Origin of the sequence: Streptomyces sp. NPDC088147 (assembly GCF_044741565.1) — a bacterium.
GTDB lineage: Bacteria > Actinomycetota > Actinomycetes > Streptomycetales > Streptomycetaceae > Streptomyces.
In genome coordinates this window covers 413705-438099 of the sequence record NZ_JBIUSY010000010.1, presented here as the reverse complement: position 1 = coordinate 438099, position 24395 = coordinate 413705, and the positions used below count along the sequence as shown (strand labels likewise).

At 72.6% G+C, this 24395-nt stretch carries 19 protein-coding genes; 10 read left to right on the top strand and 9 right to left on the bottom strand.

Features of this window, described 5'->3' with window-relative positions; translation table 11 throughout:
* Positions 1-346: 346 nt before the first annotated feature.
* Positions 347-1885, bottom strand: a complete 1539-nt coding sequence (locus ACIOGX_RS33030; RefSeq protein ID WP_401918279.1) for a hypothetical protein — start codon at positions 1883-1885, stop codon at positions 347-349.
* A 61-nt stretch (positions 1886-1946) separates the two neighbouring features.
* A complete protein-coding gene (locus tag ACIOGX_RS33025) occupies positions 1947-2657 on the bottom strand; it encodes a GntR family transcriptional regulator (protein ID WP_387019672.1) in 711 nt (236 codons plus the stop codon).
* Positions 2658-2801: 144 nt separating this feature from the next.
* Between ACIOGX_RS33025 and ACIOGX_RS33020 the strand changes: the two genes are divergently transcribed.
* The 6 genes from ACIOGX_RS33020 to ACIOGX_RS32995 all read left to right on the top strand — a co-directional run bounded on the left by ACIOGX_RS33020 (position 2802) and on the right by ACIOGX_RS32995 (position 10027).
* Entirely contained in the window at positions 2802-4100 is a 1299-nt protein-coding gene (locus ACIOGX_RS33020; RefSeq protein ID WP_401764466.1) for an MFS transporter, read from the top strand.
* A gap of 4 nt (positions 4101-4104) precedes the next feature.
* Complete coding sequence (locus tag ACIOGX_RS33015) at positions 4105-4869, top strand: LamB/YcsF family protein (protein WP_401764469.1); 765 nt, start codon at positions 4105-4107, stop codon at positions 4867-4869.
* Entirely contained in the window at positions 4866-5489 is a 624-nt protein-coding gene (gene pxpB, locus ACIOGX_RS33010; protein ID WP_356518559.1) for a 5-oxoprolinase subunit PxpB, read from the top strand. Before ACIOGX_RS33015 ends, pxpB begins: the two co-directional genes overlap by 4 nt.
* Positions 5486-6364 carry a biotin-dependent carboxyltransferase family protein gene (locus tag ACIOGX_RS33005; RefSeq protein ID WP_401918276.1) on the top strand — a complete coding sequence of 293 codons (879 nt, stop codon included), beginning with the start codon at positions 5486-5488 and terminating at the stop codon, positions 6362-6364. The genes pxpB and ACIOGX_RS33005 overlap by 4 nt, the downstream gene beginning before the upstream one ends.
* Before the next feature lie 208 nt (positions 6365-6572).
* Positions 6573-8534 (top strand): hypothetical protein, encoded by a 1962-nt coding sequence (locus ACIOGX_RS33000; RefSeq protein WP_356518561.1) that lies wholly within the window; start codon positions 6573-6575, stop codon positions 8532-8534.
* Between the two features lie 5 nt (positions 8535-8539).
* Entirely contained in the window at positions 8540-10027 is a 1488-nt protein-coding gene (locus ACIOGX_RS32995) for a branched-chain amino acid ABC transporter substrate-binding protein (RefSeq protein WP_356518562.1), read from the top strand.
* 6 nt (positions 10028-10033) lie between these two features.
* On the opposite strand, the gene ACIOGX_RS32990 is transcribed toward ACIOGX_RS32995, so the two are convergent.
* The 6 genes from ACIOGX_RS32990 to ACIOGX_RS32965 all read right to left on the bottom strand — a co-directional run bounded on the left by ACIOGX_RS32990 (position 10034) and on the right by ACIOGX_RS32965 (position 19173).
* Entirely contained in the window at positions 10034-13636 is a 3603-nt protein-coding gene (locus ACIOGX_RS32990; protein ID WP_401918274.1) for a hydantoinase B/oxoprolinase family protein, read from the bottom strand.
* A complete protein-coding gene (locus ACIOGX_RS32985) occupies positions 13633-14643 on the bottom strand; it encodes an SGNH/GDSL hydrolase family protein (RefSeq protein ID WP_401918272.1) in 1011 nt (336 codons plus the stop codon). The genes ACIOGX_RS32990 and ACIOGX_RS32985 overlap by 4 nt, the downstream gene beginning before the upstream one ends.
* The gene (locus tag ACIOGX_RS32980) at positions 14640-15833 is read right to left on the bottom strand and encodes a glycosyltransferase (RefSeq protein ID WP_383973591.1); all 1194 of its coding nucleotides are present in this window, start codon (positions 15831-15833) and stop codon (positions 14640-14642) included. The genes ACIOGX_RS32985 and ACIOGX_RS32980 overlap by 4 nt, the downstream gene beginning before the upstream one ends.
* Positions 15830-16948, bottom strand: a complete 1119-nt coding sequence (locus tag ACIOGX_RS32975; protein ID WP_401918269.1) for a glycosyltransferase family 4 protein — start codon at positions 16946-16948, stop codon at positions 15830-15832. Before ACIOGX_RS32975 ends, ACIOGX_RS32980 begins: the two co-directional genes overlap by 4 nt.
* Before the next feature lie 185 nt (positions 16949-17133).
* Entirely contained in the window at positions 17134-18552 is a 1419-nt protein-coding gene (locus ACIOGX_RS32970) for a HEAT repeat domain-containing protein (protein WP_356518567.1), read from the bottom strand.
* A 228-nt stretch (positions 18553-18780) separates the two neighbouring features.
* A complete protein-coding gene (locus ACIOGX_RS32965; protein WP_383973595.1) occupies positions 18781-19173 on the bottom strand; it encodes an ankyrin repeat domain-containing protein in 393 nt (130 codons plus the stop codon).
* 252 nt (positions 19174-19425) lie between these two features.
* On the opposite strand from ACIOGX_RS32965, the gene ACIOGX_RS32960 reads away from it, so the two are divergent.
* Both ACIOGX_RS32960 and ACIOGX_RS32955 read left to right on the top strand, forming a co-directional pair.
* Positions 19426-19620 carry a hypothetical protein gene (locus ACIOGX_RS32960; protein ID WP_030355560.1) on the top strand — a complete coding sequence of 65 codons (195 nt, stop codon included), beginning with the start codon at positions 19426-19428 and terminating at the stop codon, positions 19618-19620.
* Positions 19621-19658: 38 nt separating this feature from the next.
* Entirely contained in the window at positions 19659-21311 is a 1653-nt protein-coding gene (locus ACIOGX_RS32955) for a hypothetical protein (RefSeq protein ID WP_401918266.1), read from the top strand.
* A gap of 24 nt (positions 21312-21335) precedes the next feature.
* Here the strand turns inward: ACIOGX_RS32955 and ACIOGX_RS32950 are convergent, their stop codons facing one another.
* Positions 21336-22835 (bottom strand): PLP-dependent aminotransferase family protein, encoded by a 1500-nt coding sequence (locus ACIOGX_RS32950; protein WP_356518569.1) that lies wholly within the window; start codon positions 22833-22835, stop codon positions 21336-21338.
* Between the two features lie 100 nt (positions 22836-22935).
* Between ACIOGX_RS32950 and ACIOGX_RS32945 the strand changes: the two genes are divergently transcribed.
* Positions 22936-23604 (top strand): YitT family protein, encoded by a 669-nt coding sequence (locus tag ACIOGX_RS32945; RefSeq protein WP_401918264.1) that lies wholly within the window; start codon positions 22936-22938, stop codon positions 23602-23604.
* Positions 23601-24365, top strand: a complete 765-nt coding sequence (locus ACIOGX_RS32940) for a glycerophosphodiester phosphodiesterase (RefSeq protein WP_401918262.1) — start codon at positions 23601-23603, stop codon at positions 24363-24365. The genes ACIOGX_RS32945 and ACIOGX_RS32940 overlap by 4 nt, the downstream gene beginning before the upstream one ends.
* Positions 24366-24395 lie beyond the last annotated feature (30 nt).

Below are 24395 nucleotides of genomic sequence, written 5' to 3'. Positions count from 1 at the left end.
CCTGGTGGGGGTACGGGGTCGAGTGCGGCCCGGCGGCCCCGGCCAATCACCGTCCCGGCTGGGGTGAGTGGGCTGGTGCGGGATGGTTCGTGAGCTCACGCACGGCCCCGTGGCTTGTGCGGACGGTGAAGGGGGGCGCGCAGGGGTCGTGTCCGGGACGTAGAGCGTGATTTGTGGCGCACGGACGCCCGAACCATCGATCGGGCAGAGTCGCGCCGTAAATCATGCAGTCCCGGACGCGAGCCCCGGAGCGCACCCCGGCGACAACCCGCACACGACCACCAGCCCCAGCCGAGACGCACATCGGCGAAGCAACCCGCACCCGGAAACCGGCCCCAGCCACAACTCACGCCCCCTCGCCCCGAACCGCGCGCCCCGCGCGCAAGCGCATCGTGCCCACGATCAAGTCCGCCCCGCCGAACCCCTCGTCGTCGAGCCGCGTGCCGTCGTCCACCGCGAACAGCACGCTCTCCTCCCCCTGCCGGTACGCCGTCCCCACCGGCGGGCTCGCCGCGTGGATGGCCAGGAGCGCCACCAGATACGGCAGTTCGGGATCGCGGCGGCGCGCCTCCGCCAGCAGGCCCGAGAGGCGGCGGGGCGCGTCGTGTTCCAGGTCGAGCAGTTCCTTCGCGCTCGCCAGCTGCTCTTCGGTGAAGCGGCTGTCGTCCGGGGTCGCGATCAGGTCCGGTTCCGGCATCTCCGCGCCCAGGTGTTCCCGCTCGACCGGTGGAGTCAGCAGCAGGTCGATCAGGTCGCCGACGCGGACCGAGACGGGCGTGCGCGGGCCGGTGCCGCGGGCGAAGAAGGCGTCCGTGACGCGTACCGCCCGCTCGACGGGGAGCGGCAGCAGCGGGGCGAGCAGCTGTCCGTACAGGTCGAGGCCCGTGTGGGCGGTGGGCCGGGCGAAGGCCTGCCGGTCCTGTTCCGCGCGGAAGAGCGGGCCCGCCTCCAGCAGCCGGGACTGGAGCTGGGTGTGCCGGCGGATGCAGTCCTTGACGATGTCGACCAGCTCGGCCGCGCGCCGCTTGTGCTCGGCCGTCTTGGGGTCCGCGCCGGTCTCGGCCTCGTCGCGGGCCTTGCGGATGTTGGTCAGGATCGCGTTCTCGTGGCGGTACCGGTCGGCGACATGGTCGAGGGCTTCGTCGATCAGGTCCGGTACGGCGTTGAGCCAGTCGACCGCCCGTACGTTGCGGCGGGTCGCCTCCAGCGTCCTGCGGAGCGTCTCCGCGTACTGCACGGTGCGGTATCTGGCCTGTTCCGCGGCGAGTTGGGCGTCGGCCAGTCTGCCGCGGTTGATCAGCACCTCGAGCTTGACCTCGGCGGCGATCTGCGCGCTGGTGACGTCCGTGTCGAGCGCGCCGACCAGGACGTTGACCGCTTCGTCGGTGGTCCGGAGGAAGACGCTGCCGCCGTGCCCCGGGACCTCTTCGATGAGTTTGAAGTCGTAGTCCCTGCGGGTGTAGACGCCGTCGGTGCCGAACGTGCCGTACACCGCGCGGAATCCTCGGTCCACGCTGCCGACGTTGATGAGGTTCTCCAGCACCCAGCGGGCGACGCGTTCATGCTCCGCGACCGGGCGGCGGGGTGCCTGCGCGGCGACGCGTGGCAGCAGTCTGGACACGATCTGTTCGTGGTCGGCGCCGGTGTCGAAGTCCATGTTCAGCGTGACCAGATCGATGGCCGAGAGCGCGACCTCGGCCATCGCATAGACGGAGTACTCACCCGCGAGATTGGCCTTGCGGGTGTCCAGGTCGTGCAGGGGCGCGGTGCAGGCGAGCGCGCGCAGCCGCCGCGCGAGCCCTTCGTCGGCGGCCGGGCCCTGCGCGGGCCGCGGCCCCGCGCTGAGCTGGGGCGGAACGAAGTCCGTCGGGGCAGGCGAAGTCACGCTGCACAGATTATGTCCTCGCACCGACAACGGGCGAAACGGTGCGGAAGCGGCCCCCGTCTCACTCCGTCCCGTCCTCGGCCACGAGCCTCGCGTACACCTCCACGAGCTGCTCGCGCGAGTCGTCCAGGTATGCGGCGAGCATCCGTTCCGTGCCGTCCCTGTCCCCGGCTCCGAGGGATTCCAGGAGCTGCCGGTTCCGTACGAGGTACGGCTCGTGCAGCAGGCGCGGGTCGTCCACCACGTGGAAGGCGAGCCGTAGTTCGGCCAGTACGGCGCTCATCAGTTCGTCGGTGCGTACGCTGCCGGCCAGCGCGACCAGTTCGCGGTGGAAGTGGATGTTCGCCGTCGAGACGCCCTTCCAGCGCCCCTCGCGGGCCGCCCGCCGGCCGTTGGCGACCGCCTTCTCCAGGCCGTCCAGCGTGAACGGGGGTTCGCCGAGGCCGCGTACGACGGCGCATTCGATCAGCCGCCGTGTGCGGTAGATGTCCTCGACGTCCTCGACCGCGAGCACCCGCACGAAGACCCCGCGGTTGAGCTCGTGGACGAGCAGCCGCTCATGCGTGAGCAGCCGGAACGCCTCGCGCAGCGTGTTGCGGGAGACGACCAGCGCCTTGCCGATGGACTCCTCCGAGAGCCGTTCGCCGGGCTGGAAGTAGCCCTCCGCGATACGGGTCCTGAGGATGTCCGCGACCCGTTCCGCCGTGCTCGTACGGCCCAGCAGGGGGCGGTCCTCCGCCAGCTCGCCGAGTTCGGTCCCGCTCGTCGCCACAGCGCCCTCTTCCGTCTCCGTTCACGTACGGACTCATCGTAGAAGCAAGAACGAAACAACAAGTCTCTTGTCGGATCGTTCAACAATCCCCTACGGTCGTCTCAGCTCACGGTCCCAGCACACTCCCCTTCCTGCGAGGTGCAGATGAGCACGACACAAGCACGTCCGAGCAAGGACGGATCTCCCGAGGACACCGGCGCGTTCGCCTGGCTGCGGGCCCTGGGGCCGCAGGGGCGCCGGGCCTTCGCCGGCGCGTTCGGCGGCTACGGCCTGGACTCGTACGACTTCTTCACGCTGCCGCTGTCCATGGTGGCGATCGCCGCGTACTTCAGCCTCGACAACGGCCAGACGGGGCTGCTCACCACCGTCACCCTCGTCGTCTCGGCCATCGGCGGGGCGATCGCCGGGGTACTCGCCGACCGCATCGGCCGGGTCAGGGCCCTGATGATCACCGTCATCACCTACGCGGTCTTCACCGTGCTCTGCGGATTCGCGCCCAACTACGAGACGCTGCTGGTCTTCCGCGCCCTCCAGGGGCTCGGCTTCGGCGGCGAGTGGGCGGTCGGCGCGATCCTCGTCGCGGAGTACGCCTCCGGCAAGCACCGCGGCCGTACGCTCGGTGCCGTCCAGAGCGCCTGGGCGGCCGGCTGGGCACTCGCGGTCGTCGTCTACACGCTGGTCTTCCAGTTCCTGGACGCGGACACCGCGTGGCGCGTGATGTTCTGGACGGGCGCGCTGCCCGCCCTGCTGATCGTCTACGTACGGCGGAACGTCCACGACGCGCCCGAGGCCGCCGCGCAGCGCCGCGCGAGCGCGCAGAAGGGCTCGTTCGGCGCGATCTTCCGCGCGGACCTGCTCCGTACGACGTTCTTCGCGACGCTCATGTCCACCGGCGTGCAGGGCGGCTACTACACGCTCGCCACCTGGGTGCCGACCTATCTCAAGACGGAGCGCGGCCTGACGGTGGTCGGCACCGGCGGCTATCTGGCCTTCCTGATCAGCGGGGCCTTCACCGGCTATCTGACCGGCGGCTATCTCACCGACCGGCTGGGCAGGAAGAAGAACATCGCGATCTTCGCCGTCCTGTCCGCCGTCGCCATCCTGGCCTACATCAACATCCCGGCGGGGGCGGACGGTCTGCTGCTCGTCCTCGGGTTCCCGCTCGGCTTCTGCATGTCGGCCATCTTCAGCGGCTTCGGCTCGTTCCTCAGCGAGCTGTATCCGACGGCCGTACGCGGTACCGGCCAGGGCTTCACGTACAACACCGGGCGGGCCGTGGGCGCGCTCTTCCCCACGCTCGTCGGCTTCCTGGCGACCAGCTGGGGAGTGGGGGGCGCCCTGGTCTTCGGCGCGGTCGGTTACGGTCTCGCGGTACTCGCGTTGATCGGGCTGCCCGAGACCCGCGGCCGCGAACTGCTCGTACCCGAACCGATCGGAAGGTGACTCCATGACCTGGGCGTCCATCGATCTCAACGCCGACCTGGGCGAGGGCTTCGGCCACTGGCGGCTGACCGAGGACGAGGAGCTGCTCTCCGTCGTCACCAGCGCCAATGTGGCCTGCGGCTTCCACGCCGGGGACGCGGCCACCATGCGGCGGGTCTGCGGCTGGGCCGTCGAGCGCGGGGTCCGGATCGGCGCCCAGGTCTCGTACCGCGATCTGGCCGGCTTCGGCCGCCGCTCGATGGAGGTGCCCGCGGACGAGCTGGCCGCCGAGATCGCCTACCAGATCGGCGCGCTGGAGGTGTTCGCGAAGGCGGCGGGCGCCCGCGTCGCCTATGTGAAACCGCACGGCGCCCTCTACAACAGGGTGGTCCATGACGCGGAGCAGGCCGAGGCCGTCGTGGAGGGCGTGCTGCTGACCGGCGAGCGGCTGCCGCTGCTCGGCCTGCCGGGCTCCCTGCTCCATGACGTGGCGGAGAAGGCCGGACTGCCCGTCGTCACCGAGGCGTTCGCGGACCGCGCCTACACCTCGGAGGGCACGCTCGTGCCGCGCGGGCAGGAGGGCGCCGTGATCACGGACGCCTCGGCGGTGGTGGAGCGGTCCGTGTCCATGGCCCGGTTCGGCGTCGTGACCTCCCTGTACGGGCGGTCCGTCGGCGTCCGCGCCCGCTCGCTGTGTCTGCACGGCGACACCCCGGGTGCCGTGGATCTCGCCCGGCGGGTGCGCCGCCGGCTGGAGATGTCCGGCGTCCGGGTGGAGTCCTTCGTATGAGGGCGCTGCCCGTCGGCGACCGGGCGCTCCTCGTCGAACTGGCCGACGGCGAGGAGACGGCGGCGTTCCACGCCGAGCTGCTGCGCCGCCGCGCCACGGGTGTCCTGCCGCCGGTGCGGGAGATCGTCCCCGCGGCCCGGACCGTTCTGCTCGACGGCCTGGACGATCCGGCGGACTTCGCCGCGGGGCTCCACGGCTGGCGGGCCGAGGCGGTGGACACACACGTGCCGGACACCGTGGAACTGCCGGTCCGTTACGACGGTCCGGATCTGGCGGAGGTCGCCGCGCTGTGGGGTGTGCCGCCCGAGGAGGTGGCGCGGATCCACTCGGCGGCCGAATTCCGGGTCGCGTTCTGCGGGTTCGCGCCCGGCTTCGGCTATCTGACCGGGCTGCCCGCGCGGTACGCCGTACCCCGCAGGCCCACTCCCCGTACCGCCGTGCCCCCGGGTTCGGTCGCCCTCGCGGGCCCGTACACCGGGGTGTATCCGCGCTCCTCGCCCGGCGGCTGGCAGCTGATCGGGACGACGGACACCGTCCTGTGGGACCCGGCGCGGGTGCCGGCGGCACTGCTCGCGCCCGGGACGCGGGTGCGCTTCGTGCCGACGGCGGCCGTCCGATGACGGACCGGGCTCTCTCCGTCGTGCGCTCGGGGGCGCTGACGACCGTGCAGGACCTGGGCCGGTACGGGCACGCCCACCTGGGGGTGCCGCGCTCCGGGGCCCTCGATCCGCCGGCGCTGCGGCTGGTCAACCGGCTGGTGGGCAATCCGGAGGGCGCCGCGGCGCTGGAGACGACCCTCGACGGCTGTGCGGTACGGCCGCGCTGCGCGGTGACGGCGGCGGTCGCCGGAGCGCCGTGCCCGGTCCTGGTCGACGGGCGCCCCGCTCCCTGGGGCGCTCCTGTGCGGGTGCCCGCGGGCGCGCTGCTGGAGGTGGCGAGGGCCGTCTCCGGGGTCAGGAGTTATGTGGCGTTCGGCGGCGGGGTGGCGGTGGAGCCGGTCCTCGGCAGCCGGTCGACGGACCTGCTGTCGGGCCTCGGGCCCGCGCCGCTGCGCGACGGTACGGTCCTGCCGCTGGGCCCGGCGACGGCGCGAGCGGTCCCGGCCGACGGGGTGCCCACGCAGGCCCCGCCCGCCGAACTGGTGCTGCGGATACGGCTCGGGCCGCGCGACGACTGGTTCACGGGCACGGCCCTGCGCACGCTGGCCACGCGCCCCTACCGGGTCTCGGCCGCGAGCAACCGTATCGGGCTGCGTACGGAGGGCCCGCCGCTGGAGCGCGCCGTCTCCGCCGAGCTGCCCAGCGAGGGCATGGTGACGGGGGCCGTGCAGGTGCCGCCCGACGGCCGGCCGCTGGTGTTCCTCGCCGACCATCCGACGACCGGCGGCTATCCGGTGATCGCGGTCGTGGCCGGGCGCGACCTCGCGGCGGCGGCGCAGGCCGTGCCGGGGACGCCCGTGCGGTTCGTGGTCGTACGGCACCGGTCCGCCGGATGACGCCGAGAGGGCCGTCGGCCGGTGTGAACGTGGCGGCGGGCCGCTGTGCGCGGCGGGCCGGTCCGGGCAGGTTCACGGTTCATCTCATCAACCTCCGCAAAATCAGCAGTGGTTGTAAGGCACTCCGGTAGACTTGACGGTGTCGCCCCACTTGTGCGGGGCGCGTGGCTCGGGGGGGCTGATGCGCGTGACGGAATCCGGAGTGCGCATGGGCCTCAGAGGCCGCAACGGCATCATCTCCCTCGTCGACGAGTGTCTGAGGCAGCAGCCCACCGCGGAACGGCCGGTGACGATGCTGCTCGGCCCGCGCGGCAGTGGTGCCAGCGAGGCGCACAGCGCGCTGATGGAGCAGTTCGGCCCCGAGAACCCGTTCGCCTATGTCAATCTCGCCGCCGAGCACGGGCTGTTGCCGCGCTACGGTCTGGGGCTGCTGGCCCGGCAGCTCGAACGGAAGCTGCCGCGGTACCGCCGCTCCCACTTCCCCCGACTCACCCTCGGACTGCTCGCCTCCGACCACGACCTGCGGATGACCAGCCTGGCCGAGGGGCGGCGCAATATCCGGCGGGAGCTGGACGCCTTCCAGGAACGGGCCGAGGCCCGGTACGGCGATTATCTGGCCGCCTTCTTCGAGGTGGCGGGCGGCGCCGTGGGGGCCCCCGACGGCGCGTCGACCGCCGCCCTCGCGCTGCTGCGGGACGCCCTGCGGCGCGGCCGTCGCCGGCTGCCCGGCCGTAAGTTCACCGGGAGCGCCGCGTGGTACGGCGGCCATCCGCTCATCCGGAGCCAGGACCCGTGGGAGGCGCTGGTCGAGCTGAACCTGTGGCGGCACGACGGCGACGCGGAGGACGAGGAGCGGCTCGACCGCGTGCTGTTCTCGGCGTTCCTGGCGGATCTGCGGGGCAACGCGGACCACTCGTTCACACCCCGCTCGTATCTGCTGCTGCTCGACAACTCCCATTCGGAGTACGGCCGTCGCTTCCTCGATCTGCTGATCCGCGCCCGGCACGACGACACCGTGGTGGCGGGGCTCTCCTGCGACCCGCTGACCATCGTCGCCAGCTCCAACCGCTGGCTGCCGCGCTGGGGTCCGGCCACCGGCGACCAGTGGCCCTGGCAGCTGCGCGGTCCCGACCGGGCCTCTCTCGCGGACTGGAGCGAACACCGGCCGACCCGCGACAGCGACGACACCTGGTGGTATCCGCTGCGGCTGCGGGATCTCAACCTCGACGAGGTCCGTATCCGTATCGAACTGGAGCTGCGCCGCCACCCGGATCTGGCGCCCTTCACCCGCCTCGCGCCCTTCGTGCACCGGCTGACCTGCGGGCTGCCGAGCGCCGTGCACCAGGTCCTGGAGGTGCTGCGGCACTCCGACGTACCGGCCGAGGACGGTCCCGAGCAGGACCGCTGGCTGCGCGGGCTGCCCGACCGGACGCTGCGCGACGGCGAGGAGGCGCGCACGCTCGCCGACGCGGCGCTCGACCATCTGCTCCAGGGCATCGACGAGCCGCGGCGCGCGACGCTCGCCGAGTGCGCCGCCGCGCGTGATCTGTCGATCGGTACGCGGGTGCTGAGCCCCGGGGACCCGCTCTTCGGCGAGATGCGCGCCCGCTGGCTGCTGCTCGGTCCCGGGAGCGTGACACCGGCCCTCCACCCCTGGCCGCGGCGGCTGCTGCTGTGGCGGCTGGCCCGGCGCCCCGACGACTGGGACACCGTGCACGAACTCCTCGCCGAGCACTTCGGATCCGTGGGACGCACGGTCCAGGAGATGTACCACCGGCTGGCCTGGGGCCGGATCGACGAGGTGACCGCCCATCTGGTCGGGCGTTTCCCCGAGGTGCCCGCGGCGCAGTGGATCAGTGAGTTCAACGCGATCACGGCGGCGCCCAACCGGCTCGTCTCCCTGGGCGGTCCACTGGATCTGCTGGCCGGGCTCGGTCCCGGCGAGCCCGGCGAGGCGGTCACCACCGGAGGGGTGATCCGGGAGCTGATCATCACCCGCTGGGTGTGGAGCGATCCGCTCGCCGACCCCGGGATGCGGCTGAACGATCTGATCGCCGACGGGTTCAACCAGCTGTCGCGGCTGCGCAGGAACGATGTCGTGGCGCTGTTCAACGAGGCGGAGCGTTATCGCCACTGGCGCCATCCGCTGACGTCCACGAGCGAGGGGTGAGCGGGATGCGCAGACTCGAATGGCCGCTGCACATCGTGCGCCGCGTGGTGATCGGGGTGGTCGTCGTCGCCGTGCTCGCGGTGGCGGTCCCGCTGGGGGTCCGCTGGATCGGGGAGGTGCGGGCCCGGTGCGACGACGGAGTCGTCAAGCGCGGCGAGGACAAGGAGTGCGTGGGCGTCACCGACGGCTCGTTCCACTTCGCGGACCATCTGGCCACCGTGGTGAAGAAGATCAAGGAGGAGAACGACCTGGTCAGCAAGGAGGCCAAGTCGGAGCCGTATGTCAGCGTCGCGTACATGACGTCCTTCACGCTCACCAACGACGACAGCAATTCCGAGGATTCGGTGCGGCACGAGCTGGAGGGCGCCTATCTCGCGCAGTACCGGCACAACCGCGGCGATCTCGCCTCCTCGCCCAAGATCCGGCTGCTGATCGCGAACACCGGAAGCAGCTCGGCGCACTGGAAACACACCGTGGACGAGCTGATCGCACGAAAGGACTCGGACGACAAACTGGTGGCCGTGACCGGTCTGGGCCCCAGCACCGGCCCGAACCTGGCGGCGCTCAGGAAGCTCTCCAAGAGCGGCCTCGCCACCGTCGCCAGCACCATGACCGCCACCAATATCCAGGGCATCCCCGGCTTCGTGCGGGTCTCGCCCACCAATGTGGACGAGGCGTACGCGGCGGCGGCCTATCTGAAGCGGTCCACGAAGCTCCGTACGGCGGTGGTCGTCCAGGACGCCGCCACGACCAATCTGTACGCGGCCACGCTGGGCACCGCCTTCACCGAGGCGTTCCCCGACAAGAAGACCGGCCACCGGCTGGTCGCGGAGCGGATGACGTTCGACTCGTCGGTGCCAGGCGGCGCCTGGAAGAACGAACTGCGCTATTTCCCCGCGCAGCTCTGTGACACACGGCCACAGGTCATCTACTTCGCGGGCCGCGGCCGGCACCTCACCAACTTCCTCGATTCGCTGGCCAACCGCAGCTGCACGGACCATACGTTCACGGTCCTCGCCGGTGACGACACCTCGAACCTGGACCGGGAGCAGATCGCCCACGCCGTCGAGAACGATGTCACGGTGCTCTTCACGGGGCTGGCCCATCGCGACATGTGGCGGGCCGATCCCGGGCGGGTCTCCGAGCGTTCCGCGCGGTACTTCCAGGAGAACGGCCAGCTGGACAAGTGGTTCCCGGGCGACGACCGCTACGACGGCCAGGACCTCATGGCCCACGACGCGGTGCTGACCGCGGCCGAGGGCGTCCGGATGGCGGCGGGCGGCCCCGGCGCCGTGACCGGGGGCGCGGTGGGCCGGATGTTCCAGCAGATGAACGGGCCGCAGCAGGTGGCGGGGGCGAGCGGTTTCATCTCCTTCCGGAACAACGGCAATCCGCGGAACAAGGCCGTCCCGATCCTGAGCCTCAACGCGCGGGGCCGCGCCGAACTCGTCGAGGTCTCCTCCGCCCAGGGCAAGCCCCCCGAAGGGCAGTGACCCGGCTCAGCGGGGCGGCGTCCCGTAGCCGCCACCGCCCGGCGTCCGCATGACCAGTACGTCGCCCGGCCCCACGTCCGCCGAGTCGACGCCCCGCAGCGGCGTGACCGTGCCGTCCGCGCGCTCCACCGCGTTGCTCCCGAGCGCGCCGGGTCCGCCGCCCGCCATGCCGTACGGCGGCACCCTGCGGTGCCCGGTCAGCAGCGTCACCGTCATCGGCTCCAGGAAGCGCAGCCGCCGTTCGACGCCGTCGCCGCCGTGCCAGTGCCCGCTTCCGCCGCTGCCGTCCCGTACGGCGAACGCGTCGACCCGTACCGGATAGCGCCACTCCAGTACCTCCGGGTCGGTGAGCCGGGAGTTGGTCATATGGGTCTGTACGGCGTCCGCGCCGTCGAAGCCGTCGCCCGCGCCCGAGCCACTGGCCACGGTCTCGTAGTACTGCACCCGGTCGTTGCCGAAGGTCAGGTTGTTCATGGTGCCCGAGCCCTCCGCCTGCACGCCGAGGGCCGCGTACAGGGCGCCGGTGACGGCCTGCGAGGTCTCGACATTGCCCGCGACGGTCGCCGCCGGCGGGGCGGGCGCGAGCATCGATCCTTCCGGTACCCGCACGTCCAGGGGTTCCAGACAGCCGCTGTTGAGCGGGATGTCGTCGGCCACGAGCGTACGGAAGACGTAGAGCACGGCGGCCATCACCACGGACTTGGGCGCGTTGAAGTTGCCGGGCAGCTGCGGCGAGCTGCCGGTGAAGTCGAGGACAGCCGAGCGCGCTTCCCGGTCGACCCGGACCGCGACCTCGATCACCGCGCCGCCGTCGGTCTCGTAGCGGTACGAGCCGTCGTGCAGTCCGGCGACGATCCGGCGTACGGACTCCTCGGCGTTGCGCCGTACGTGCCCCATGTACGCCTGGACGACGTCGGTGCCGAACTCGTCGGTCATGCGGCGCAGTTCGGCGATGCCCTTCTCGTTCGCCGCGATCTGGGCGCGCAGATCGGCGAGATTGGTGTCCGGGTCGCGGGAGGGGTGACGGGCGGTGGTGAGCAGGTCCCGGGTCTCGTCCTCGCGCAGCCGGCCGTCCCTGACGAGCGGCCAGTTGTCGAAGAGCACGCCCTCCTCGTCGATGGTGGTGCTGAAGGCGGGCATGGAGCCGGGGGTGATGCCGCCGATCTCGGCGTGGTGGCCGCGCGAGGCCACCAGGAACTCCAGCCTTTCGCCCTGTTCGTCGAAGACGGGCGTCACGACGGTCACATCGGGCAGATGGGTGCCGCCGTGGTACGGGTCGTTGATGGCGTACACCTCGCCGGGGCGCAGCGCGCCCTCGTTGCGCCGCAGGACCTCCTTGATGGATTCGCCCATCGATCCGAGATGGACGGGAATGTGGGGCGCGTTGGCGATCAGATTGCCGTCGGAGTCGAAGAGCGCGCAGGAGAAGTCGAGCCGCTCCTTGATGTTGACGGAGTGGGCGGTGTTCTCCAGGCGCACGCCCATCTGTTCGGCGATGGCCATGAAGAGGTTGTTGAAGACCTCCAGCAGGACGGGGTCCACGTCCGTGCCGACCGCGACCCGCGTGGGGCGCGGCCGTACGCGCGTGAGCAGCAGATGCCCCCGCTCGCCCGGGGCCGCCCGCCAGCCCGGTTCGACGACGGTCGTGGCGTCGGCCTCCGCGATCACCGCGGGCCCGGTCACGGTGTCGGCGGCGCGCAGGTCCTCGCGGCGGTACAGCGGGGTGTCCCGGACACGTCCCTCGGTGAACATCCCGACGGTCGCGTACGGCTCGCGCCCGCCGGTGCCGGCGGGCGGCGTGGGCGCGTACGGGAGGTGCGGGCCCGACACGCCGACGGCCTCGACCGATACCGCCTCCACCACCAGCGGTTTGTCCATGGTGAAGGCGTAGCGCGCGCGGTGTTCGGCCACGAAGGCCGCGGTCATGGCCGCGACTCCGTCCAGGGGTACGGGCAGGCTCGCGTCCGTGCCCGCGTACCGCAGCAGCACCCGCGCGCGCGTGGTGATCGCGTCGTCCGGGACGGAGTCGGCGCGCAGTTCGGCGCGGGTGTGCCCGGCGAGGGAGTCGCACAGCTCGCGCACCCGGCGCAGGGCGGGTTCTGTCAGCTCGGCCTCGACGGAGTGCTCCCGCATGGCGGTGGCGTCGGCGAGCCCGATGCCGTACGCGGAGAGCACGCCCGCGAGCGGCGGGACGAGCACGGTGTCGACGCCCAGCGCGTCGGCGACCGCGCAGGCGTGCTGGCCGCCGGCGCCGCCGAAGCTGGTGAGGGCGTAGCGGGTGATGTCGTGGCCGCGCTGTACGGAGATCTTCTTGACGGCGTTGGCCATGTTCAGGACGGCGATCTCCAGATAGCCGGCCGCGACCTCCTCGGGGGTGCGGCGGACGCCGGTGGCCTTCCGTACCTCCTCGGCCCGTCGCGCGAAGCGCTCCCGTACGACCTCCACGTCCAGCGGCTGATCGCCGTGGGGGCCGAACACGGCGGGGAAGTGGGCCGGCTGGACGCGGCCCAGCATCACCTGCGCGTCGGTGACGGTGAGCGGGCCGCCGCGCCGGTAGCAGGCGGGGCCCGGCACGGCGCCCGCCGAGTCGGGTCCCACGCGGTAGCGCTGGCCGTCGAAGTGCAGCACGGACCCGCCGCCCGCCGCGACGGTGTGGATGTTCATCATGGGCGCGCGCATCCGTACCCCGGCGACCTGGGTGCCGAGTTCGCGCTCGAACTCGCCGGCGTAGTGCGAGACATCGGTGGAGGTGCCGCCCATGTCGAAGCCGATGACCCGGCGGAAGCCCGCCTGTTCCGACGTACGGGCCATCCCGACGACCCCGCCGGCCGGTCCCGACAGCACGGCGTCCTTGCCGCGGAAGTGGGCGGCCTCCCGCAGGCCGCCGTTGGACTGCATGAACATCAGCCGGATGCCCCGGAGTTCACGGGCGATCTCGTCGACGTAGCGGCGCAGGATCGGTGAGAGGTAGGCGTCGACGACGGTGGTGTCGCCGCGCGGTACGAGCTTGATCAGCGGGCTGACCTCGTGGGAACAGCTGACCTGTGTGAAGCCCGCCGCCCGCGCGGCGCCGGCGACGGCGCTCTCGTGCGCGGGGTGGCGGTAGCCGTGCATCAGGACGACGGCGGCGCTGCGGAAGCCGTCCTCGTGGGCGGTGCGGAGGGCGGCGGCGACGGCGTCCGTGTCGAGCGGCCGTACGGTGGCGCCGTGCGCGTCGATACGTTCCGGGACCTCGATGACGCGTTCGTAGACGGCCTCGGGCAGCACGATATGGCGGTCGAACAGCCGGGGCCGGTTCTGGTACGCGATACGAAGGGCGTCGCGGAAGCCCTCGGTGATGAGGAGGACGGTCGGCTCACCGCGCCGCTCCAGGAGCGCGTTGGTGGCGACGGTCGTCCCCATCTTGACGACGTCGATCCGGTCGGCGGGCACCGGATCGTCGGGACCGAGGCCCAGCAGCAGCCGGATGCCGGCCACCGCCGCGTCCTGGTACCGCTCGGGATGGTGTGAGAGCAGTTTCCGTGTGACCAGCTCTCCGTCGGGGCGCCTGCCCACCACATCGGTGAAGGTGCCGCCCCGGTCGATCCAGAATTCCCAGCGCCCGGTCATTCCCCCATTCTGGCAAGGGGAGCGCCGGGCGACAGCGCGGCGAGCGCGCGGGACAGGGCGAGTTCGGCGTGCAGATCGAGCCGGGCGCCGGTGCCGCGCGCCCAGTGCGTCACCTCGTCGCCCGCCAGCCGCAGCAGCTCGGGCAGGAGATCCCGGCAGCGGCGGGCCACCCATCCGGTGCCCGAGGTGGCGAGCCAGCGCAGCGTGGCCGCGCGGCTCGGCGGGGGCTGGTCGGCCGCCAGGGAGGGTGCGGGGCCGAGGGCGAGTCCCCGTTCGGCGAGCAGTGCGTGGAAGCGCGCGGCGATCATCCGGTGCCCGCGCTCTGCGGGGTGCAGCCGGTCGGCGCTCCACAGGGACCGGTCGGCGACCCAGGACGCCTCCGCCATGTGCAGATGGACGGTGTCGTAGCGGGCCGCCAGGGCGTGGACGACGGCGTTGACGGCACGCTGCCGCCGGGCGAGGGGCAGGGCGAGCGGCGCGGGCAGCCCGAGCATTCTGCCGGGGTCGGGCAGACAGGTGGTCAGCAGTACGGTGCCGTGTGCGGCGAGTGCGCCGCAGGCGCGGTCGAGGCGCAGGGCGAGGTCCTGGATGTCGAAGGCGCGGCGCAGGGTGTCGTTGACGCCGACGACGACGGAGGCGAGGTCGGGGGCGAAGGCGAGGGCGGCGGGGGTCTGCTTCTCCTCCACGTCGCGGGTGAGCGCGCCGCTGACGGCGAAGTTGTGGAACCGTACGCCCGCCCCGGGGTCGCCCACGCCCGCGCCGAGCAGGGCGGCCCAGCCCCGCCATCCGCCGTCGACGGGGTCGCCGATCCCGGCGGTGAGCGAGTCTCCGAGGGCCGCGTAGCGCAGGACCCGCGGCGGCGCGGCGTCCGGAACCCGGTCCGGCGCCGGGTCCCGTCCGTGGTCCCGTTTCTGGTGGCGTTCCCGGTCCGGGGCCGCGTCCGAGGCCGCGTCCGGGGCCGCGGCCGCGTCCGCGGGCAGCGTGCCGCTCTCCGCCTCCGTCGTCATCTCGCCTCTCCCTCCGGCCGGTGGGCCTGCTGGACCTGCGACGGGACCTTGTTCAGGACGGGTACGCCGAGCGGGAGATCGTGGGCCGCGAGGAAGGCGGCGACCGCGTTCTCCCAGCTGAAGAGCTCCGCGCGGGCGCGGGCCGCGGCACGGCGCGCCCCCTCGGGGCGGGCCCGGAGTTCCTGGATCGCGTCGGCGAAGGCCGAGGCGTTGTCCCGGGCGGCGATGCCCGCGTCCCCGATCACCTCGGGCAGCGCCGACGACGCGCTGGCGACGACCGGTGTGCCGCATGCCAGCGCCTCCAGGGCCGACAGGCCGAAGGTCTCGGCGGGGCCCGGCGCCAGACAGATGTCCGCGGAGGCCTGGAGATCGGCCATCGCCTCGCGGTCGCGCACATGGCCGAGGAAGAGCGCGGGCAGCCGCTCGGCGCGGGCCCGGCGCACCAGCCCGGCCCGCAGCGGACCGTCTCCGGCGACGACCAGCACCGCGGGCACACCCCGCTCGCGCAGCTCGGCGAGCGCGTCGAGCGCGGTGCCGGGACGCTTCTCCACCGACAACCGGGAGCCGAGTACGAGCAGTAGTTCACCCTTACGTACGTACCGGGAGCGCAGCTCGGCGTCGTACCGCTCCGGCGTGCACCGGCGCAGATCGACACCGAGCGGTGCGCGCACCACATTGCGGGCCCCGATCCGGAGGAACTCCCGCTCCGCCCACTCCGTGGTGCAGACGATCCGCGAATACGCCCAGGCCGTGCGCAGATTGAGCCGGTCGGCGGCCCGGCCGGCGGCGACGCCGGGCACACCCCAGGTGCGCAGCACCCCGTCCGCCGTCTCGTGGGAGACCATCACGGACGGGATGCGATGGCGGCGTGCCCACTCCCCCGTCCAGCGCAGCGTGGTGCGGTCGGAGACCTCGAGCCGGTCGGGCCCGATCTCTTCGAGCACCTCCCGCAGCCGCCGCCGCGCGCTCAGCACCCGGTATCCGCCGGTGCCGGGCAGTACGGGCCCCGGCAGGGTGATCACCCGCCCCTGCGAGGTGTCCACGTCGGACTCCCGCTCCCCCGGCACGATCAGCACCGGCTGGTGCCCGGCCGCGAGATAGCCGCTGCCCAGCTCCTGGAGCGCGGTGCGCAGGCCGCCCGAGGCGGGGGTGACGAAGTTGGCCAGCCGTACGATCTTCAGCGCGCTCACGCGACCACCGCCGTACGGGCGCCGAGCACCTCGGTGTAGTGGCCGAGCAGCTGGTCCCCGACGACGGCCCAGGTCCTGCCCTCGACGGTGGCGCGGCCCGCCTGCCCGTAGGCCGCGCGGAGCGCGGGGGCGAAGGCGAGTTCCTCCACGGCGGCGGTGACGGCGTCGACGTCGTGCGGGGTGACCAGCAGTCCGGTACGTCCGTGGTCGACGAGGTCGAGCGGTCCGCCGGCGGCGGGCGCGATCACCGGCACCCCGCTGGCCATGGCCTCCTGCACGGTCTGGCAGAAGGTCTCGTAGGGGCCGGTGTGCGCGAACACGTCGAACGAGGCGAAGGTCCGGGCCAGTTCGTCACCGGTCGACCGGCCGAGGAAGACCGCGCCGGGCAGCGCCCCGCGCAGGGAGGTCTCGCTGGGCCCGTCCCCGACGATCACGACGCGGACGCCGGGCAGCCGGGAGACCCCGGCGAGGAGTTCGACATGCTTCTCGGGGGCCAGCCGGCCGACATAGCCGACGATCAGCTCCCCGTTGGGCGCGAGCCGCCTGCGCAGCTCCTCGTCACGCAGTTCGGGCCGGAACCGTACGGTGTCCACGCCCCGCGGCCAGAGCCGCACCCGGGGGATGCCGTGCTCGGCGAGATCGTTCGCGGCGGCGCTGGACGGCGCGAGGGTGAGGTCGGCGGCGGTGTGCACGGCACGGATCCGCCGCCAGGCCGCGGCCTCGCCCGCGCCCACATAGGTACGGGCGTAGCCCGCGAGGTCGGTCTGGTAGACGGCGACGGCGGGGACACCGAGCCGGGCGGCGGCCGTCATGCCGCGTACGCCGAGCACGAAGGGTCCGGCCAGATGGACGAGTTCGGCGCGGTGCGCGGTGATGGCCGCCGCGATGCGCCGGCTGGGGAGTGCCACCCGCACCTGCGGATAGCCGGGCAGGGGGAGTGAGGGCACGCGTACCACGGGGCACGGTGTGTCGATCTCGGCATCCCCGGCGACGGCCGGGGCGATGACGAGCGGATCATGACCGCGGGCGACGAGATGCCGGGCGGTCTGGAGGGCGCAGTGTGCCACCCCGTTGACGTCGGGCGGGAAGGATTCGGTGACGATGACGACGCGCATATCCGTGTTGTCGTCGTGCCGAGCGTGTCCCTGCCAACGTGGATCTTTCCGCGTGGGGAACGTCCCGTGAGCATTGGACGCGGGACGTTCCCCGGACGCGACGAAGGCGCACAGACCGTACGGACCGGCTTACGGAGCGAAGGTTTCCGGCCGTGCGCGACGGGGTGCGGCGGTGGCCGCCGGGCTCACCGCGCGGCGGCGTCCGGGCCCATCCTGCTGCGCACGGCGGTCTGCACCTCGGCCTCCTCGGCCGGATCGGCGGCCAGCCGCCGCAGTCTTTCCGCCACGCGTACGTCTCCGGTCTCGGCGTGCAGCGCCGCGACCTCCCGGGTGGTCTCCTCGCAGTCCCACAGGCATTCGACGGCGAAGCCGGTGGCGTAGGAGGGGTCGGTGGCGGCGAGCGCGCGCGCCGTCCGGCCGCGCAGATGCGAGGAGGCGGTCTCCCGGTAGACATGGCGCAGCACGGGCGCGGCGCAGACGATACCGAGGCGTCCCGCGCCGTCGACGAGGGTCCACAGCCGCTGGGTGTCGGGGCCCTCGGCCCGTACGGTCTCCCGCAGCGCGCCGAGGACCAGCGCGGTGTCCTTCGTACCGCCGCGGCAGGCGAGCACGCCGGCGGCGGACGCGCCGAGCGCGTCGGGCCTGTGGACCCAGCCGCGGGCCCGGTCGACCGCCTCGTCGCCGCACATCCGCTCGAAGGCGGCGACGGCCGCGTCGGCGACGGTGCGGTCCGGGCCGCCGGCCGCCGCCTCGATCAGATCGAGGACGACGGGGTCACGGACCTCGGCGAGATAGTGCAGCGCCGCGCAGCGGGCGCCGTCGGGGCCGTTGCGCGCGGCCTCGACGATCAGCGGGCGGTCGTCGGGCCCGGCGACGGCGGTGAGGCAGCGGGCCGCGGGCCCGTGCATCTCCGTGCCGCGCTCCAGGGCCTGCTGTGCCCAGTCGAAGACGGCGCGTACGCTCCAGCCGGGGCGCGGGCCGGTCGGCCGCAGCTGCCGTTGCCAGCGGTCGAAGGAGCCCTGTTCTCCGGCGGCCCTGATCCGCGCGCCGACCGCGGGCCGTGGATCGTCGGCCCAGAGCCGCCAGGGCCGGGGCTCGAAGGCGTCGCGGACGACCGACGCCAGTGCGGCGTCGCCCTCGGGTCCCGCCGGGAATCTGGCGAGGACCGGTACGGCCAGCGAGCGCAGGCCCGTGTCGTCGTCGCGCAGCGCCAGCTCGTCCAGGGCCCAGGCCCAGTTCGCGCCGGTCGCCGCGTACCGCCTGAGCAGGTCGAGGGCGTCGTGCCTGCCGTACGCGGCGAGATGGCCGAGCACGGCGAGCGCGAGCCCGGTCCTGGACTCCTCGGTGTCGAAGTGGTCCTCGGCCCGGAAGAGATGGTGGTCGATGGCGTCGAGACCACCGTGGAGATCCAGATACAGGCGTGCGTAGTACAGCGAACGGTTCTCGACCTGCCAGTCGTGGCGGGGGTCGTTCAGTACGCAGTGATTGAGGGCGGCGAGCGCCTCGGCGCGGGGTGCCGCGAGCGCGTGCAGCGTTCCGTCGCCGCGGCCTCTCTGCAACAGCCCGAGCAAGGTGCCGCTCGGCGCTATGACTGGATCGAACATGGGGAAAGCCTCACATCAAGCTGTCGACGCAACCGGGGGTGCGACCGGGGGACGTGGCACCCTTCCCGCTCTAGACCGCGCGGCGACATGATCGGCCGACCGTCGTCTTCCGCTTAATGCAGACCATCTTCCCTGCCTCTCGTTGATGACCCGTTGTGGGCCCGACGTCATGATGACCCAGCCATTTCGCCACCGCGACCACATTTACGACGTCTCTCACCCGGGGCATCACAGGTCGCCGAACAGCTCCAGAAGGTCCGTCTTCCCAAACATCCGCGCGGTATCCACCGCGGAGGGGTTTCCTCCGCTTGGATCCGCGCCGCCGGCCAGCAGTGCGCGGATCACGGCGTCCTCGCCCTTGAAGACAGCCCCGGCGAGTGGGGTCTGCCCCCGGTCGTTGACCCGTCCGGCGTCGGCGCCGCGCGCGATCAGCGCCTCGACCGCCTCGGCGTGGCCGTGGTAGGCGGCGAGCATGAGGAGGGAGTCGCCGCGGTCGTTGGTGAGGTTCGCGGGCACACCGGCGTCGACGTAGGCCGCGAGCGCCTCGGTCTCACCACGCCGGGCCAGATCGAAGACCTTCGTGGCCAGCTCGACCACGTCGGGATCCGGTGTCTCACTCATCGGTGGACCGCCTTTCAGTCCGGCTCGCACGCCGGTTCACACGCCGTTGACCTGCTCCGTACGGTCCTGGCGCCATACGGATAAACCGACAGGGTACTGCGGACCGCGCCCCTCACGGGCGCCACCGTGTCCCGTGGGCCAGCACAGTGAAATAGCTCGCATTTCACTCATTTGCACCTTTTATCGCATAGATACTTTCGGTGATCCTGGAAGAACTCATGGTGACTGTCCCCTCGAACCAGGAGAATTCTCATGATTCTGTCCATGTCAGGCGTGGTGCTGCTCGGAATCATCGTCTTCCTCTTCTTCCGCAAGGACGGACTCAAGGCGTCGCACGCCATGGTCTGCGCCCTCTTCGGCTTCTATCTCGCGGGCACGGCCATCGCGCCGAGCATCACGGCCGGCGGCGCGAGCCTCGCCGGGCTCATCGGCGGGATCAAGTTCTGACGCCCGCCCGCCCCCTTCCGCACCATCAGGAGACATCCGTGGCCCGGCGACCACTCCCCCGCATTCTGACCAGCGGCAGCGCCCAGATCGCCCGCAGTCGCGAACTGGCCCGCACGGCCGCCGACAGCGCCACCGACGTCCTCCATCCGCTGATCACGGTCTCCCGCGGGCTGCGCATGCTGGCCACCGCGGCACGCCAGAAGTGGGCCGGCACCCCGAAGGACCGGCGCGGTCCCGCGCTGTTCCTGGTGGCGGCCTGCGTTCTGGTGGTCGCGCTCATCCCGTACGGGCCGCTCCTCGGTCTGATCACGCTGATGGGCGTGGCCGGATGGAAGGGACGCGACACCACTCCCGTACCGACCGGACCCGACGACACGGAGGTCAAGCGGCTCCAGTCCCTCTACGAGGCGCTGGTGCCGTACTTCGCCGTGCCGGAGGACCCCGATCCGCTCTACGCCCACGGCGGCGCCTGGGGAGCGGCGTTCGACGACCACGCCTTCGACTCCGGCGGACGGCTCACCCGGCTCCAGCTGAGATACCCCCCGTACTTCCCCGACAGCGACCCCGGCGTGCGCGCCCGGATCGAGCAGTTGCTCCAGGCCAAGTGCGGGCGCGGGCGCGAGTACCTCTTCGAGTGGGAGGAGGAGGCCAACCAGCTCACGGTCACCGTGCTTCCCGCGCTCTCCACCGCCATCGTCGCCCAGCCCTTCGTCACCGCCCCCGGCGAGACCGTGCTCGGCTTCACGGACGACAGCGCGGTACGGCGCACCGTCCCGGTCGTGGCGGACGGCGAGAACCGGGACGAGCCACCGGTGCTCTGGCGGACGGGACCGCGCTCCACCGCGCCGCATCTGCTGGTCACGGGTCTGCCGGGCAGCGGCGCCACCAGCCTGCTGCGCTCTCTGGCGCTCCAGGCCGCCCAGCACGGTGAAGTCCTGATCGTGGAGGGTGGCGGGACCGGCGATTTCGGCTGTCTGGCCGGGCGTTCGGGCGTACTGGCCGTGGAGTGCGGACTGGCCGGGGCGCTGGCCGGTCTGGAGTGGGCCGCCAGTGAGACGGAGCGCCGGCTGATCGCCGCCAACCGGGCCGGGCAGTCGGGCCTTCCGGCACCCGAGGACACCAAGCGCCCGCTGTGGATCCTGCTGGACCGGCCGAGCGTCTTCGGTCATCTGGCCGCCGCCGAGGGACGGCCCGATCCGCAGGAACTGCTCAAGGTGCCGCTGCGGCACGGCAGATCGGCCCATGTGACGGTGGTCGTCGCCGACCAGCTCGACAGCCTGGACACGCTCAGCGAGGCCGTACTGACCTGCACCCGCGCGCGGGTGATCCTCGGGGCCGCCGCGCCCGCGCAGGTGGAAGCGGTGCTGGGCGCGCCGCCGCGCTCCACACCCCCGGCGGACGTCCCGCCCGGCCGGGGGTACGCGCGACTCGGCACCGGACCGGTGCTCAGGCTCCAGGTCCCGGCGACCCCCGACCCGTACGACGACACGACGAGCGAGACGCACCGCCGCGCCGTCCTCGGTCTTCTTCCGGCGTCCCACCCGGCGGTCGCGGCCCCCGCCGAGGACCCGGCCACCGCGGAACGGACCGCCGCGCAGTCGGTTCCCGACCAGGAGCGCGCGCCGGGTCACGGGCGCGCGCCGGCCGCCGCCGCGGGGCCGCTCGGCGGCGCCGTACCCGCCGAGGGCTGACGCGGCCCCGGACGCGTGGGGGCGTCAGGCCACGAAGGTGCGCGGCGCGTCCGTGCCGGTGCTCGCCCCGGTCTCCACGAGCCGCGCCGCCGCGGCCAGCCGCGCCGCCGCCTCGACGGCGACCGGGCCGCCCACGGTGAACGGCAGCCGTACGTACCCCTCGAACGCCCCGTCGACTCCGAAGCGGGGTCCCGAGGGCACCCGTACACCGACCCGTTCGCCCACCTCGGCCAGGCGTGATCCGGACAGTCCGCCGGTACGTACCCAGAGGGTCAGCCCGCCGCCCGGTACCTCGAACTCCCAGCCGGGCAGCTGGTCACGTACCGCCGCCACCAGCGCGTCGCGGTTCTCGCGGGCCTGGGCCCTGCGCAGGGCGACGGCCTCCTCCCAGCCGCCGGTCCGCATCAGCCAGTTGACGGCGAGCTGCTCCAGCACCGGGGTGCCCATGTCGGCGTACGCGCGCGCGGAGACCAGCGACCGGATCACATCCGGCGCGGCACGTACCCAGCCGATCCGCATCCCCGCCCAGAACGCCTTGCTGGCCGAACCGACCGTGATGACCGTGCCGCCCGCGGGGTCGAACGCGCAGACCCGCCTCGGCATCCGCAGATCCGCGTCCAGCCGCAGTTCGGACATGGTCTCGTCGACGACCAGGACCGTGCCCGCCGACCGTGCGGCGTCGACCAGCTGCCGCCGCTGGTCCTCGTCGGCCAGCGCGCCCGTCGGATTGTGGAAGTCGGCGACGACATAGGCGAGCCGGGGGGCCGCCTCCCTGAGCACCTGGCGCCAGCGCCCGAGATCCCAGCCGGTCAGCCCCTCCGCCATGGCGACGGGCACCAGCCGCGCGCCCGCCTCCCGCATCAGCTGGAGGATATTGGCGTACGAGGGCGACTCCACCGCGATCCGTTCGCCCCGGCCCGCGAAGAGATGGCAGATCGCGTCGATCGCCCCCATCGCGCCGGTGGTGACCATGATCTGCTCCGGCATGGTCGGGATGCCGCGCTCGGTGTAGCGGTCGGCGAGCATCTGCCGCAGCGCGGGCAGCCCTGCCGGGTAGTCGCCATGGGTGTGCGCGTACGGCGCCAGCTCCTCCAGCGCGCCCTGGACGCCCCGGGTGAGCCATGGCTCGGGGGCGGGCAGCGCGGCGGTGCCGAGGTCGATCATCGAGCCCAGCGACTCGGGCGGCAGCGGTTCCAGACCGCGCGCGGGCAGCGGATTGCCCGCCGGTACGGCCGTCCAGCTGCCGGCGCCCCGACGGGACTCCAGGAAGCCTTCCGCGCGCAGCGCCTCGTACGCGGCGGCCACGGTCGTACGGCTCACGGTCAGGGCGAGCGCCAGTTCGCGCTCGGCGGGCAGCCGGGCCGCGACGGGGACACGGCCTTCGAGGACGAGCAGCCGGATCCCGTCGGCGAGCGCCCGGTAGGCGGGCGGCCTGCGGGTGCCGGGGCCGCTGGGCCCGCGCTGCTGGGTCTTGAGCTGCCGGGCGAGCTGAGCCGCACCGACGGCGGAAGTCCACTGGGCCATGGAAATCAGTCCACCTTCCCCGAATTGGCCATGGCTGGCATCTGCCACCCCGCCACAGAGTGTCATGTATCAGTCCACCATCGCATCAGGGGGCGCCACCATGTCCATCACCTCCGGCCTCCACGGTCCACATCTCGCACGGCGGCTCGTCCAGCTGTACGTGGGACTCGCGCTGTACGGGACCAGCTCGGCGCTGCTGGTGCGCGGCGGCCTCGGTCTGGAGCCGTGGGGTGTGCTGCACCAGGGGCTCGCGGAGCTGACCGGGCTGACGATGGGGGTCGTCTCGATCATCGTCGGCGCGGTGGTGCTGCTGCTCTGGATACCGATCAGGCAGCGCCCCGGGCTCGGCACGGTCTCCAACGTCTTCGTGATCGGCGTCGCCATGGACGCCACGCTCGCCCTCGTCCCCGAAGGGCACCACCTGGCCGTCCGTATCCCCCTGCTGATCGCGGGCATCGTGCTCAACGGAGCGGCCACCGGTCTCTATATCGCGGCCCGGTTCGGACCGGGCCCGCGGGACGGTCTGATGACCGGACTGCACCGGCTGACCGGCCGCTCGGTCCGGCTCGTCCGTACGGGGATCGAGGTGGCGGTGGTCGTCACCGGCTTCGTCCTGGGCGGGTCGGTGGGCATCGGGACGGTCGCCTACGCCCTGGCCATCGGGCCGCTCGCCCAGCTGTTCCTGCGCGTCTTCGCCATCCCGGCGGCGGACAACGGCAGCACCGTGGTCGCCACCGGGTCACCGGGACAGGCCATACTGCGGCGGTGACTCGCGTACCCCACCCCTATCTGGACCGGCCGGCCCCGATCCCGTTCGCCCATCGCGGCGGCACGGCGGACGGCCTGGAGAACACCGCCGCCGCGTTCCGCCGTGCCGCCGGGCTCGGATACCGCTACTTCGAGACCGATGTGCACGCCACCACGGACGGCCGGCTCGTCGCCTTCCACGACTCGACGCTGGACCGGGTGACCGATGCCCGCGGCCGGATCGCCGATCTGTCCTGGAAGGAGGTGCGCCGGGCCAGAGTGGCGGGGACCGAGCCGCTGCCGCTCTTCGAGGAACTGCTAGAGGAGTTCCCCGACGCGCACTGGAACGTGGACATCAAGGCCGCCCCCGCCCAGCTCCCCCTGGTCGAGCTGATCCGCAGGACCGGCAGCTGGGACCGGGTGTGCGTGGGCTCCTTCTCCGAGGCGCGGGTGGCCGGCGCGGCCCGTCTCGCGGGCCCCCGGCTCGCCACCTCGTACGGGGTACGGGGCGTGCTGGGCCTGCGGCTGCGCTCGTACGGCATCCCGGCCCCCGTCCGGCGGGGCGCCGTCTGCGCCCAGGTCCCCGAGACCCAGAACGGTGTCCGGGTGGTCGACGAGCGCTTCATACGGACGGCGCACGCACGTGGCCTCCAGGTGCATGTCTGGACGGTCAACGATCCGGATCGGATGGAGGCGCTCCTCGATCTCGGTGTGGATGGCATCATGACTGATCAACTGGAGACGCTGCGCGCGGTGTTGACCGCGCGGGGAGCCTGGCACTGACCGGGTGGGGCGTGCGCCGGGAAAGGCCGG

Coding starts and splice junctions, on each gene's coding strand:
- ACIOGX_RS33020 (WP_401764466.1), top strand. CDS start 2,802: ATGAGCACGACACAAGCACGTCCGAGCAAGGACGGATCTCCCGAGGAC.
- ACIOGX_RS33015 (WP_401764469.1), top strand. CDS start 4,105: ATGACCTGGGCGTCCATCGATCTCAACGCCGACCTGGGCGAGGGCTTC.
- pxpB (WP_356518559.1), top strand. CDS start 4,866: ATGAGGGCGCTGCCCGTCGGCGACCGGGCGCTCCTCGTCGAACTGGCC.
- ACIOGX_RS33005 (WP_401918276.1), top strand. CDS start 5,486: ATGACGGACCGGGCTCTCTCCGTCGTGCGCTCGGGGGCGCTGACGACC.
- ACIOGX_RS33000 (WP_356518561.1), top strand. CDS start 6,573: ATGGGCCTCAGAGGCCGCAACGGCATCATCTCCCTCGTCGACGAGTGT.
- ACIOGX_RS32995 (WP_356518562.1), top strand. CDS start 8,540: ATGCGCAGACTCGAATGGCCGCTGCACATCGTGCGCCGCGTGGTGATC.
- ACIOGX_RS32990 (WP_401918274.1), bottom strand. CDS start 13,636: ATGACCGGGCGCTGGGAATTCTGGATCGACCGGGGCGGCACCTTCACC.
- ACIOGX_RS32985 (WP_401918272.1), bottom strand. CDS start 14,643: ATGACGACGGAGGCGGAGAGCGGCACGCTGCCCGCGGACGCGGCCGCG.
- ACIOGX_RS32975 (WP_401918269.1), bottom strand. CDS start 16,948: ATGCGCGTCGTCATCGTCACCGAATCCTTCCCGCCCGACGTCAACGGG.
- ACIOGX_RS32970 (WP_356518567.1), bottom strand. CDS start 18,552: ATGTTCGATCCAGTCATAGCGCCGAGCGGCACCTTGCTCGGGCTGTTG.
- ACIOGX_RS32965 (WP_383973595.1), bottom strand. CDS start 19,173: ATGAGTGAGACACCGGATCCCGACGTGGTCGAGCTGGCCACGAAGGTC.
- ACIOGX_RS32960 (WP_030355560.1), top strand. CDS start 19,426: ATGATTCTGTCCATGTCAGGCGTGGTGCTGCTCGGAATCATCGTCTTC.
- ACIOGX_RS32950 (WP_356518569.1), bottom strand. CDS start 22,835: ATGGCCCAGTGGACTTCCGCCGTCGGTGCGGCTCAGCTCGCCCGGCAG.
- ACIOGX_RS32945 (WP_401918264.1), top strand. CDS start 22,936: ATGTCCATCACCTCCGGCCTCCACGGTCCACATCTCGCACGGCGGCTC.